Genomic DNA, 12100 nt, shown 5'->3' on the forward strand with positions numbered 1-12100 from the left:
TGTGAAAAGCGCCCCTTCATTCTCGCCAAACAGAATATCGGCGATGCATTCACATCCGCCTCTGAGGGCGCGGTGGCGAATCATCCGAGACTGTGGCCTTCACGGCGCGTGAAGCCGTGATATACGCGCTCAGGATGTATGGGGGTTGAGGTGCAGGATCTGGTCGGACCCGCTATCGGGACGCTCGCCCTTGTGGCGGTCGGCGGCTACCTGCTGGGCTCCATTCCGTTCGGCGTTGTCCTGACCCGCGCAGCGGGCGCCGGCGACGTTCGCAACATCGGCTCCGGCAACATCGGCGCGACCAACGTGTTGCGGACCGGGCGCAAGGATCTGGCGCTGGCCACCCTGCTGCTGGACGCCGGCAAGGGCGCGGCCGCCCTGCTGATCGCGCGCTTCCTGTTTCCCAATGACATCGCCCCCGCCGTCGCCGGCGGCGCGGCCTTCCTCGGCCACCTGTTCCCGGTCTGGCTGGGCTTCAAGGGCGGCAAGGGGGTGGCGACCTTCTTCGGCCTGCTGCTGGCCGCCGCTTGGCCACTGGGCCTGCTGGCGGGCGCGACCTGGATCCTCGTCGCCGCCCTGTTCCGCATCTCGTCGCTGTCGGCCCTGGTCGCCTCGGCGGCCGCACCGATCTACGCCCTGCTGCCACTCGCCGCGCTGGGCCTGCCCGCGCCGCCGGCCATTCTCATGCTGGCGATCTTCACCGCCCTGCTGATCTGGATCCGCCACGCCGAGAACATCGGCCGCCTGCTCAAGGGGGCCGAACCCCGGATCGGCGCGAAGAAGGCGTGAGCCTGTCGCGGGCCGAACGTTTCGCCCGCCTGCGGCTCGCCCGCACCGACCGCATCGGTCCTGTCACCTTCCGCCAGTTGCTGGACCGGTTCCAAAGCGCCGAACGGGCCGTCGAGGCCCTGCCCGATCTCATCCGCAAGAGCGGCGCGGCCCACGCCCTGCCCTCCGTCGATGAGATCGAGAACGAGATCGCCGCCGGAACCCGGATCGGCGCCCGGCTGATCGTGCTGGGGGATGACGACTATCCGGAGATGCTGGGCGCCGTCGATCCGCCGCCGCCGGTGCTGTGGACCTTGGGCGACGCCGGTCTGATGCACCGCCCCTGTATCGCCGTGGTCGGCGCCCGCATCGCCTCGGCGGGCGGACAGAGAATTGCGCGCGGGCTGGCCCAGCAACTGGGCGGGGCCGGGCATGTGGTGGTGTCGGGACTGGCGCGCGGCATCGACGGCGCTGCCCATACCGGCGCCCTGCCGACGGGCACGGTGGCCGTGCTGGGCGGCGGGGTGGACGACGTCTATCCGCCCGACAACGCCGATCTCTACCGGCAGATCGTCGAACAGGGCTGTATCGTGTCGGAAAGCCCGGTCGGCCATCGGGCGCAGGCCAAGGACTTCCCGCGCCGCAACCGGATCATCTCGGGTCTGTCGCGTGGCGTCGTCGTGGTCGAGGCCGAGATCAGGTCCGGCTCCCTGATCACCGCCCGGCTGGCCGCCGAACAGGGCCGCGACGTCTTCGCCGTGCCGGGTTCGCCGCTCGATCCCCGCGCCAAGGGGCCGAACGAACTGCTGCGTCAGGGCGCCATCCTGTGCGAGGGGCTGGACGACATCGAGCGGGAGTTCGGACGGGTCCGGTCGGTGCGCGAACCAGCGCCGGACAATCCGTTCGAGGGCGCGCCGGATGCGGTGGACCAGGCCCTGATCGAGCGGGTGGCCGCCCTGCTCTCGCCGACGCCGACGCCGCGCGATGAACTGGCCCGGGCGGCGAACGCCCCGGTCAGCGCGGTCGCCGCGGCCCTGCTGGAGCTCGATCTGGCGGGCCGTGCGACACTTCTTCCGGGCGGAATGGCCTCTCTTTGACCGCCTTTGCTCGCCTCCCGATTGACAGCGAGGCTTGGGCCAACCACGTTCCCGCCCCTTCGAAAGGCGCCTCCCCTAATGAATCTCGTCGTTGTCGAAAGCCCCGCAAAGGCCAAGACCATCAACAAATACCTCGGCTCGGACTACACGGTCCTGGCCTCCTACGGCCACGTCCGCGACCTGCCGTCGAAGGATGGGTCGGTGCTGCCCGACGACGATTTCGCCATGACCTGGGAGGTCGACGCCAAGGCGAACAAGCGGCTGAGCGAGATCGCCGAGATCGCCAAGAAGTCCGACCGCGTCATTCTCGCGACCGACCCGGATCGCGAAGGAGAAGCGATCAGCTGGCACCTGCTTGAGGTATTGCAGAAGAAGAAGGCGCTGAAGGACACGACCGTCCAGCGCGTCACCTTCAACGCCATCACCAAGTCCGCCGTTCTGGAAGCCATGGCCGCGCCGCGCGACGTGGATATGGAGCTGGTTGAGGCCTATCTGGCCCGCCGCGCGCTGGACTATCTGGTGGGCTTCACCCTGTCGCCCGTTCTGTGGCGCAAGCTGCCGGGCGCGCGCTCGGCCGGTCGGGTGCAATCGGTCGCCCTGCGCATCGTCGTCGATCGCGAGATGGAGATCGAGAAGTTCAAGGCGCAGGAATACTGGTCCGTCGAGGCCGACCTGGCCGCCGACAGCCCGCCGTTCACCGCGCGTCTGGTCAAGCACGCCGGCAAGCGGGTGCAGCGTCTGGACATCATCTCCGAAGCCATGGCGACCGCCGCGCGCGACGCCATCAACGCCGGGGTGTTCACGATCAACTCGGTCGAGAAGAAGCCGGTGCGGCGCTCGCCCAGCCCGCCCTTCATGACTTCGACCCTGCAGCAGGAAGCCTCGCGCAAGCTGGGCTTCACCGCCCAGCGCACCATGCAGGCGGCGCAGAAGCTGTATGAGGGCGTGGACGATCAGGGCGGCCTGATCACCTACATGCGGACCGACGGCCTGTACGTCAGCCCCGAGGGGATCGCCCAGGCGCGCGAGGTGATCGCGCAGCGCTACGGCCCGGCCTACGTTCCGGAACAACCCAAATATTACAAGACGAAAGCCAAGAACGCTCAGGAAGCGCACGAAGCCATTCGTCCGACCAACATGACCCGCGCGCCCGAGACCCTGCGTCTCGAGAGTGACCTTCAGCGGCTCTACGAACTGATCTGGAAGCGGACCATCGCCAGCCAGATGGAGTCCGCCAAGCTGGACCGCACCACGGTCGAGATCGAGGAGCCGAGCGGCCAGACGGCGCTCCGCGCCACCGGTCAGGTCGTGACCTTCGACGGCTTCATGGCCGTCTATGAAGAGGGCCGCGACGAGAAGCAGAAGACCGGCGAGGACGACGAGGACGACACCACCCGCCTGCCCGCGCTCAAGGAAGGTTCGACCGCCAAGGTCGAGGCCATCCGCACCGAGCAGCACTTCACCGAGCCGCCCCCGCGCTATTCGGAAGCGACCCTGGTCAAGAAGCTGGAAGAGCTGGGCATCGGCCGTCCGTCAACCTACGCCTCGATCCTGACGACCCTGCGCGACCGCGAATACGTCCGCGTCGACAAGAACCGCTTCTATCCCGAGGACAAGGGCCGGCTGGTCACGGCCTTCCTGGAGCAGTTCTTCCGCAAATGGGTGGAGTACGACTTCACCGCCGCGCTGGAGACGCGCCTCGACGAGGTGTCGGCGGGCGAGCTGAACTGGAAGGTGCTGCTGCGCGACTTCTGGACCGACTTCCACGCGGCCACGAGCGCCGCGGGCGAGCTGCGCACCACGGCCATCCTGGACGCGCTGAACGAGAGCCTCGGGCCGCACATCTTCCCGATGAAGGAAGACGGTTCCGATCCGCGCGAATGCCCGCTGTGCCATCAGGGCCAACTGAGCCTGAAGACCAGCCGCTTCGGCGCCTTCGTCGGCTGCTCGCGCTATCCGGACTGCAAATACACCCGCCCGGTGGCGGCGCCGGACGCGGACGGCGGCGGGGCGGACGGGGGTGATCGCACGCTCGGCAACGACCCGGTCACGGGCCAGCCGGTCGAGCTGAAGATCGGTCGCTTCGGTCCGTATGTGGAGACCATGCCGCTGGACGCGGACAAGCCGAAACGCTCGTCCCTGCCCAAGGGCTGGAGCCCGGCGTCGCTGGAGCTGGAACAGGCCCTGCGCCTGCTGGCCCTGCCGCGCGAGGTGGGCGTCCACCCCGAGGACGGGAAGATGATCACGGCCGGCCTGGGCCGCTACGGACCCTTCGTGCTCCATGCCGGGACTTACGCGAATGTGTCTGACATCGAAGAGGTTTTCGAGGTCGGCCTGAACCGCGCCGTGGCCCTTCTGGCCGAGAAGCGCGCCGGTCGTCCGGGCCGTGGCGCGGCCACCGCGCCGCTGAAGGAACTGGGCGAGCACCCCGAGGACAAGGCCCCCGTTCAGGTCATGGCCGGCCGCTTCGGCCCCTATGTGAAATGGGGCAAGGTCAACGCCACCATTCCGAAGGGCACTGCGCCGGAAGACATGACGCTGGAGGCGGCCATCCCGCTGCTGGCCGAACGCGCGGCCAAGGCCCCTGCGGCGAAGAAGAAGGCCGCTCCGAAGAAGGCGGCTGCGCCGAAGAAGGCGGCCGCGAAGAAGCCCGCCGCCAAGAAGGCCCCGGCGAAGAAGAAGGCTGCGGCGGAGGAGTAATCCTCCGCCCTACCGTCCCAACAGCTGATCCCGCGCGGCGTTGACCCGCGCGGCCAGCCCCTCGGTGCCGCCGGTGTCAGGGTGGGCCCGGGCCATGACCTTCTTCCAGGCCGCGTTGATCTCGGCTTTCGAGGCGTCGGCGGACACGCCGAGGATCGAGCGGGCCTCGCTGTCGGTCATGCGCTCGGCGCGGGGGGCGACGGTGCGCTGGCGCGAGGCCACGGTCAGCCAGAGCCCGGCCGCGACCAGACCCCCGCCCAGCATCCATGAGCCCTTGCTGAGCGCCAGCACGCCGCCAGCGATCATCACGGCGCTGAACAGGGTGGCGGTGACGCGCCAGTGGCCCCGCCCGGCCCGCTCACCCTGACGACCGAGACGGATCAGGGCCCAGACGGCGATCGCCGCCAGAACGAGCCAGAGCGGGCTCAAGCGGCGGCGTCGAGCGGGTTGTCGAGTTTCCCGCCCTCAAGGCCCAGCGCCTGCATCAGATTGCGCAGTTCCTGACGCGCGGCGACATGGGCCAACGACACGGCCACGGGGCGCACGTCATTGGACAGGTCGGCCACCGTAAGACCGAAGGGGAAGAGCTCGCGATAGATGACCCGGTCCCGCAGGCCCGGCCCCATCCGGAAGCCGACGCGCTTGGCCAGCTTCTGCATCCGCTCTTCCAGACGGCGGCGGTTGCGGGCCTCGGCCACGGCGAGGCGGTTGGTGACCACGATCCAGTCGATTTGGGCGTGACGCCCTTGGGCGATGGCGCGCTGCTTGCGGGCCTCCCAGACGCTCTCGGAATAGATGGACGGCTTCAGCAGATCGAGGGTGACCGGATCGACCGTGCCCAGCAGGTCGAAGTCGACGAAGCTGTCGTTCATCGGGGTGACGATCTGGTCGGCCAGGCCGTGCGCCGCGTTGGACAGGACGGTGTCGCCCCCCGGGGTGTCGATCAGGATGACGTCAGCGTTGGCGCGCGCCTCGGTGAAGGCGGCCTCGAACCGCGCCAGCTGTTCGGCCGTCTCGGCCTTGGCCAGGGCCTTGCCGTCGCCCATGTCGGGCTCGGTCGGCATCGGCAGGATGTGCCCGTTGGCCGCCGCCCAGGCGCCGCGATTGGTGAAGAAACGGCTCATCGAGCGCTGGCGCAGGTCCAGATCAATGATCGCCACGCGCTTTCCGGCGTGGAGCAGGCCGGTGACGATGTGGATGGCCAGGGTGGATTTGCCCGCCCCGCCCTTTTCGTTGCCGACGACGATGACCGTGGGGTCAGCCATGGAATTCAGTCCTGAAACAGCCGCCGACTCAGGCGCGGCCTTGGGGACGCAGAATTGGCCTACCCGGACCGACCGTCAACGAACGGGATCATCAGGTCTGTGGATGCGCGGTCAGGCCGAGCGGCGACACCAGGGATCGTCGATCCCGGCGGCGGCGCAGACAGCCGCGGCGCCCGCGGCGGGCGCGCGGACCTTCAGACGCACCAGATCACGGCCGTTGACCGACACGGGCTCGAAGGTCGGGGACAGGCCGTCCAGCGCCCAGCCGGCGGCGCCGGACCTGAGCCGGGTCCAGGCGGCGCGGGCCGACTGTTCATTGGAGAAGGCGCCCAGTTGCACCAGACCGGCTGAAGCGGACGGGGTCCGGTTAGCGGCGGGACGCGCAACGGGTCGGGCCACCGGCTCGGCGGGGCGTTCGACCTCCATCACGCGCAGCGGCGCGGCTTCACGCAGTTGAGGCCGGTCCACCGCCTGTTGAATGCGGGCGCGGGCTTCATCAGCGACGGCGTCAACAACCACAGGCCCGACATCGCCCATGGCGCCGTAGCGGGCGTCCCAAAGCTCGACATCTTCAAGAACTTCAACGGTCAGAGCCGGGCGAAGGCCCTTCGCCTCGGCGCGCTCCTGCGGCGCGGCGCGGCTCACGGTCTCGGCCGTGGCGGGCGCGGAACCGTCCAGCGACACGCTGGCGATGCGGTTGGCGAGGTTCTCGAAACGGTTCGGATCGCTGTCGACCATACCGCAGGCGCTGACGCCCGCGGTCAGGAACAAGGCCAGCACTGGACGGATCAGGAGGCTCGGCGTCATAAGCCACACCCTACCCGGCAGCATTTGCCGTACGGTTCACAGACACGCCTAACGCGCAAGGTTAATACGTTCACCATGCCAGACGCCCTTCCCCTGCCCGCCGCCCGCACCATCGCCGACCTGCGCGAGACCGTAAGCGGCTGGAAGCGTCAGGGGTTCACGGTCGGGTTCGTTCCGACCATGGGAGCGTTGCACGACGGCCACTTGTCGCTGGTCCGCGAGGCGAAACGGCGGGCGGACAAGGTGGTGGCCAGCGTCTTCGTCAACCCGACCCAGTTCGCCCCGACCGAGGATCTGGACGCCTATCCCCGGCAGGAGGCACGCGACGCAGAGCTGCTGGCGGGCGCCGGCTGCGACCTGATGTACGCCCCGGCGGTGGCGGAGATGTATCCGGGCGGCGTGACGACCACGATCAGCGTCGGCGGCCCGGCCGAGGGGCTGGAAGGCGCCTTCCGGCCGCAGATGTTCGGCGGGGTGGCGCTGGTGGTGTCCAAGCTGCTGCATCAGGTGCAGCCGGACCTGGCCGTCTTCGGCGAGAAGGACTGGCAGCAGTTGATGGTGGTGCGCCGGATGGTCCGCGATCTGGACATGCCGGTCGAGATCATCGGTCTGCCCACCGCCCGCGACGGCCATGGCCTCGCCCTGTCCAGCCGCAATGCCTACCTGTCCGAGGCCGAACTGGAGATCGCCCGCAAGCTGAACGGCGTTCTGGCGGAGGCCGGGGTCAGGGCGCGAGGCGGGTCTGTCGCCGAGGCCGAGCAATGGGCCGAGGCCGCGCTGAAGGCCGCCGGCTTCGACAGCGTGGACTATGTCGCGATCCGACGGGCTGACGACCTGTCGGTGTTCGAGACCGAACTGGATGCGCCTGCCCGCGTCCTCGCGGCGGCGAAGATCGGACGGACGCGGCTGATCGACAATATGGCCGTCTGAAAGGGGGAGGTTCCAGGTTTCAGGTTCCAGGTTTGACCGCCCGCGAAACCTGGAACCCAGAACCTCTAGCCTGGAACCTTTCTCTCAGCCCAGCGCCCCCACGCAGCCTTCCGCGCCGCCGACGCTGAGCGGCGCATCGGTCAGGGACAGGGTCCAGCCGTGGTGGGTCGCGAGGCCCTGACGGCGAACGCCGCCGCCATCGCCCGCATCGCCCCCGACATCGACGATCACGCGACGACCGTTCGGCAGGGCCGCGGGATCGATCTTGCCGACCGCCAGCGCCGTCGGGATGACACCGCCGCCGAAGCCGTCGAAGACGCTGAGGCCGGTCCATTCGCGGCGCAGACCGGTCCACCAGGCATCCTCGGTGTTGATGGCGAGGACGGCGACGCCATGTCCCTCGGCGGCCCACTTCAGCGCGGCCTGAGGATCGCGCACGGCGCGCATGTCGGCGGCGGCGCCGAAGCGCAGGCGGGCGCCGTCGAAGGCGCGGGTCGGCTCGGTCGGCGCCCAGACCTGCACCTGCATCCGCCCCTGGCGGGCCAGACCCCAGCCGACGATCTGACGCCACAGGCTTTCGACGGCCTCCGCGTTTTCGGGTGCGGCCTTGGCCAGCAGACGGTCCAGCACCGTCTTCTCACGGTCCGGGCGCAGCTTGACGTGCGGACCGGCGGGGGCGTCCTTGGCCTGACCGACGCGGGCGGCGATGGCGAGGCGGCGCTCGAACAGCGCCAGCAGCTCGTCATCGAGCAGGTCGATCTCATGGCGCAGCGCGGCCAGGGCCATGTGTTCGGGGGACAGTTCAGCGGGATTGGTCATGGAATGCGGCCAGACCTGCTGCAGGGTAGCGGATTGAGACACGGGAGGAGGACTTTCGATTTCGATACGACTTGAAGCTTTTGCGAGCCGCCGCCCCTAACGGGACGGTCGCCGGCGAGGCCGTCAGGACGCAGCGCCTGACGCCTCAGCCGGCGTATCGAAAGCCGTAGAAATACAGGTCCGCGGCCGCGGTGAAGCGGGCGAAAGAAGTCGCAGCGATGGCTTGCGAACGGACCATGAGCCTCAAAAGCCGCAACAATCGTGCGCGGTCAAGCGATTCCGGCGCTCAGGAGGACGAAACGCGTGCGGTTGTCGCCGGAATCCTGAATGTCGTTGCGGAGAATAGACAGGTCATAGACCTCAGCCGCGCGAGCCGGAGCGACGGCGGCGCGGGTTATGTCCCCCGCCTCCGCCACAGCGCGGGCGGCGCCGGCGGTGTCGAACGCCTCGACGGCGGTCACACCCAGCGCAGCCAGCGAGTTCGGGCACTGGCGCAAGGCGATCGGGTGGCTTTCGGCCGTCTTCACCGTGCGGAGGCTGGCCCCGTGCGGCGCCATCAGGGCCAGACGGATCGGGCGCCAGACCTCGGAGACCACGGTCAGGCCGGACTGCTCGATCAGGGTCGCGGCGGGCTCGACCCGGCCGATGGTCGAGTTCTCGACCGGGATCAGGGCGGCGCCGATGTCGCCGGCCTTGAGGGCGTCGATCACCTCGGCGAAGGTCTCATAGGCCGTCGCCTCGTCCCACGGACGCAGGTCGAGGCAGGCCTCGTGACTGAAGGCGCCGGGCGCGCCCTGGTAACCGCAGCGACCGCCGGGCCTGTCTCCGTCCGGGCGCCCGACGCTCTGCATCGGATCAGGCCGCCTCGGACCGCGACTGACGGCCGGACTTCAGCCGCTCGGCGACGAGGAAGGCCAGCTCCAGCGCCTGATCAGCGTTGAGGCGCGGGTCGCAGTGGGTGTGGTAGCGGCTGGACAGGTCGTCCTCGGTCAGGGCCTGCGCCCCGCCAAGGCATTCCGTCACGTTCTGGCCGGTCATCTCCAGATGCACGCCACCGGGGTGGACGCCCTCGGCCTCGGCCACGTCGATGAAGGTCCGCACCTCGGTCATGATCCGCTCGAACGGGCGGGTCTTGTAGCCGTTGCCGGCCTTCAGCGTGTTGCCGTGCATCGGGTCGATCGACCAGATGACGCGCTTGCCCGCCGCCTTCACCGCGCTCATCAGCGCCGGTAGACGGTCGCCGACCTTGTCCGAGCCGAAGCGGCCGATCAGGGTCAGGCGCCCCGGGGTGTTGTCCGGATTCAGGGCGTCGATCAGCGGCAGCAGGTCGTCCGGCGTCATGGTCGGCCCGCACTTCACCCCGATGGGGTTCTTCACGCCGCGCATGAACTCGACGTGGGCGCCGTCCAGCTGGCGGGTGCGCTCGCCGATCCACAGCATGTGCGCCGAGGTGTCGAACCACTCGCCCGAAGCGCCGTCCAGACGGGTCAGGGCGCTCTCGACGTTCAGCAGCAGGGCCTCATGCGAGGTGAAGACCTCGACCCGGCTCAGGTCCGGATGGGTCTCGGGCGTGACGCCGACAGCCTCCATGAAGGCCAGGGCCTCGGTGATCTTGTCGGCCAGTTCGCGGTACTGGGCGCCGGCCGCGCTGTCGGCCGCAAAGCCCATGGTCCAGCGGTGGATGTTGTACAGGTCGGCATAGCCGCCGCCGGCGAAGGCGCGCAGGAGATTCAGCGTCGAGGCCGACTGGTTGTAGGCCTTGATCAGGCGCTGCGGATCGGGAACCCGCTCCTCCGCCGTGAACGCCATGCCGTTGATGATGTCGCCGCGGTAGCTGGGCAGCTCGACGCCGTCGATCATCTCCACGCCGGACGAGCGGGGCTTGGCGAACTGGCCGGCGATGCGGCCGACCTTCACCACGGGCTTGCGGCCCGCGAAGGTCAGGACCACGGCCATCTGCAGGATCAGGCGGAAGGTGTCGCGGATGTTGTCGGTCGAGAACTCCTTGAAGCTCTCGGCGCAGTCGCCGCCCTGAAGCAGGAAGGCGTTGCCCGCCTCCACCTCGGCCAGCTTGGACGTCAGCCGCCGCGCCTCGCCCGCGAAGACGAGCGGGGGCATGGCCCGCAGTTCATCCTCGACACGCAGCAGCTCGGCCATGTCGGGATAGTCCGTCGGCATCTGCACGACGGGTTTCTGTCTCCAGCTCTCGGGGGTCCAGCGCGTATTCATGCCGCCAAGATAGGCCGATGAATCGGGCGGGACAATGAACGCTTTGCCGCGTTCTGCTCAGCCCGCCGACATATTGCCCGGCGACTGCTTCTCGCGCAGGGTCACCAACTCCTCGGCCATGGTCGGGTGGACCGCGCAGGTGGCGTCCCACTGGGCCTTGGTCAGGCCACCCTTCACGGCGATGGCGGCGAGCTGGATCATCTCGGGCGCCTCGGGCCCGACGATGTGGACGCCGACGACCTTCTGGCTGGTGGCGTCGACAACCAGCTTCATCAGCACCCGCTCGTCCGAGCCGGTGAAGGCGTATTTCATCGGACGGAACCGGGTGATGTAGACATCGACCTCCCCCGGGCAGGAGTGACGCGCCTCGCTCTCGGTCAGACCGACGACGCCGACGGGCGGCTGGCTGAACACGGCGGTGGCCACCGCCTCGTAGTCGAAGGCCTGCGGATTGTCCTTGAAGACGGTCTGGTGGAAGGCGACCGCCTCGCGGATGGCGACGGGGGTGAGGTTCATCCGGTCGGTGACATCGCCGATGGCCCAGATGTTGTCGGCGCTGGTCTTCGAGAAGCCGTCAACCTTGACCGCCCCCTGCTCCGTCAGTTCGACGCCCGCCTTCTCGACGTTCAGACCCTTCACATAGGGAATGCGGCCGGTGGCGAACATGACCACGTCGGTCTCGATGACCATGCCGTTCTCGAGGCGGTTCACCAGACCGGTGTCGGTCTTCTCGATGGCCTCATGCTGACAGCCCAGGATGACCTTGATGCCGCGCTTCTCGATCTCGCCGGCCAGATGGGCGCGGACGTCGTCGTCGAAGCCGCGCAGGATGTTGGGGCCGCGATAGATCAGGGTCGTCTCGACGCCCAGACCGGCGAAGATGCCCGCGAACTCCACCGCGATATAGCCGCCGCCAGCGATCAGGATGCGCCTGGGCAGTTCCGGCAGGTGGAAGGCCTCTTCCGAGGTGATGGCGTGCTCGATGCCCGGCAGGGCCTCCGGAACCCAGGGACGGCCGCCCGTGGCGATCAGGATCTTGTCGGCGGTGATCTCGCGATCAACGCTACCGTCCTTCTTCAGGATCTGAACGGTGTGGGCGTCCTTGAACACGGCGCGGCCATGGACCAGATCGACCCCCGCCTTGCCCAGGTTGGCGGCGTAGATTCCCGACAGGCGGGCGATCTCGACATCCTTGGCCTCAAGGAAGGTCGGCCAGTCGAATTTCGCATTGTCGAACGACCAGCCGTAGCCCTCGGCGATGTGCAGGCTGTGGCTGACCTCCGAGGCCATGACCATGAATTTCTTCGGCACGCAGCCCTGGATCACGCAGGTGCCGCCGACCCGGTACTCCTCCGCGATCGCGACCCGCTTGCCGCCCAGCGAGGTCAGCCGCGCCGCCCGCACCCCGCCCGAACCGGCGCCGATGACGAAGAGATCGTAGTCATAGTCGGCCATATCAGTCTCGCTTGGTTGAACCGGCTATCT

At 68.6% G+C, this 12100-nt stretch carries 11 protein-coding genes; 4 read left to right on the forward strand and 7 right to left on the reverse strand.

Features of this window, described 5'->3' with window-relative positions; translation table 11 throughout:
* Nucleotides 1-150: 150 nt before the first annotated feature.
* The 3 genes from plsY (at nucleotide 151) to topA (ending at nucleotide 4565) form a co-directional block, all read left to right on the forward strand.
* On the forward strand, nucleotides 151-789 hold the full coding sequence (gene plsY, locus ACFQQC_RS14420) for a glycerol-3-phosphate 1-O-acyltransferase PlsY (protein ID WP_376863243.1): 639 nt from the start codon (nucleotides 151-153) through the stop codon (nucleotides 787-789).
* Entirely contained in the window at nucleotides 786-1865 is a 1080-nt protein-coding gene (dprA, locus tag ACFQQC_RS14425; protein ID WP_376863143.1) for a DNA-processing protein DprA, read from the forward strand. The genes plsY and dprA overlap by 4 nt, the downstream gene beginning before the upstream one ends.
* Before the next feature lie 78 nt (nucleotides 1866-1943).
* Nucleotides 1944-4565: a type I DNA topoisomerase gene (topA, locus tag ACFQQC_RS14430; protein ID WP_376863145.1), complete on the forward strand. Its 2622-nt coding sequence runs from the start codon at nucleotides 1944-1946 to the stop codon at nucleotides 4563-4565.
* 9 nt (nucleotides 4566-4574) lie between these two features.
* Here topA and ACFQQC_RS14435 read toward each other — a convergent pair whose 3' ends face one another.
* The 3 genes from ACFQQC_RS14435 to ACFQQC_RS14445 all read right to left on the reverse strand — a co-directional run bounded on the left by ACFQQC_RS14435 (nucleotide 4575) and on the right by ACFQQC_RS14445 (nucleotide 6637).
* Nucleotides 4575-4994 carry a molecular chaperone DnaJ gene (locus ACFQQC_RS14435; RefSeq protein WP_376863146.1) on the reverse strand — a complete coding sequence of 140 codons (420 nt, stop codon included), beginning with the start codon at nucleotides 4992-4994 and terminating at the stop codon, nucleotides 4575-4577.
* Nucleotides 4991-5830, reverse strand: a complete 840-nt coding sequence (locus tag ACFQQC_RS14440; RefSeq protein ID WP_376863148.1) for a division plane positioning ATPase MipZ — start codon at nucleotides 5828-5830, stop codon at nucleotides 4991-4993. The genes ACFQQC_RS14435 and ACFQQC_RS14440 overlap by 4 nt, the downstream gene beginning before the upstream one ends.
* 111 nt (nucleotides 5831-5941) lie before the next feature.
* Nucleotides 5942-6637 (reverse strand): hypothetical protein, encoded by a 696-nt coding sequence (locus ACFQQC_RS14445; RefSeq protein WP_376863149.1) that lies wholly within the window; start codon nucleotides 6635-6637, stop codon nucleotides 5942-5944.
* Between the two features lie 75 nt (nucleotides 6638-6712).
* Here ACFQQC_RS14445 and panC point away from each other — a divergent pair, with 75 nt between their 5' ends.
* Nucleotides 6713-7567, forward strand: a complete 855-nt coding sequence (gene panC / locus ACFQQC_RS14450) for a pantoate--beta-alanine ligase (protein WP_376863150.1) — start codon at nucleotides 6713-6715, stop codon at nucleotides 7565-7567.
* 84 nt (nucleotides 7568-7651) lie between these two features.
* On the opposite strand, the gene ACFQQC_RS14455 is transcribed toward panC, so the two are convergent.
* The 4 genes from ACFQQC_RS14455 to gor all read right to left on the reverse strand — a co-directional run bounded on the left by ACFQQC_RS14455 (nucleotide 7652) and on the right by gor (nucleotide 12070).
* The gene (locus ACFQQC_RS14455; RefSeq protein WP_376863151.1) at nucleotides 7652-8386 is read right to left on the reverse strand and encodes a chorismate mutase; all 735 of its coding nucleotides are present in this window, start codon (nucleotides 8384-8386) and stop codon (nucleotides 7652-7654) included.
* A gap of 269 nt (nucleotides 8387-8655) precedes the next feature.
* Nucleotides 8656-9237, reverse strand: a complete 582-nt coding sequence (locus ACFQQC_RS14460; protein ID WP_376863152.1) for a prephenate dehydratase domain-containing protein — start codon at nucleotides 9235-9237, stop codon at nucleotides 8656-8658.
* Between the two features lie 4 nt (nucleotides 9238-9241).
* On the reverse strand, nucleotides 9242-10615 hold the full coding sequence (locus ACFQQC_RS14465) for a class II 3-deoxy-7-phosphoheptulonate synthase (RefSeq protein WP_376863153.1): 1374 nt from the start codon (nucleotides 10613-10615) through the stop codon (nucleotides 9242-9244).
* A 57-nt stretch (nucleotides 10616-10672) separates the two neighbouring features.
* Nucleotides 10673-12070: a glutathione-disulfide reductase gene (gor, locus tag ACFQQC_RS14470; protein ID WP_376863154.1), complete on the reverse strand. Its 1398-nt coding sequence runs from the start codon at nucleotides 12068-12070 to the stop codon at nucleotides 10673-10675.
* Nucleotides 12071-12100: the final 30 nt, after the last annotated feature.

It is taken from the genome of Brevundimonas sp. GCM10030266 (assembly GCF_042666595.1).
Taxonomy (GTDB): Bacteria; Pseudomonadota; Alphaproteobacteria; order Caulobacterales; family Caulobacteraceae; genus Brevundimonas.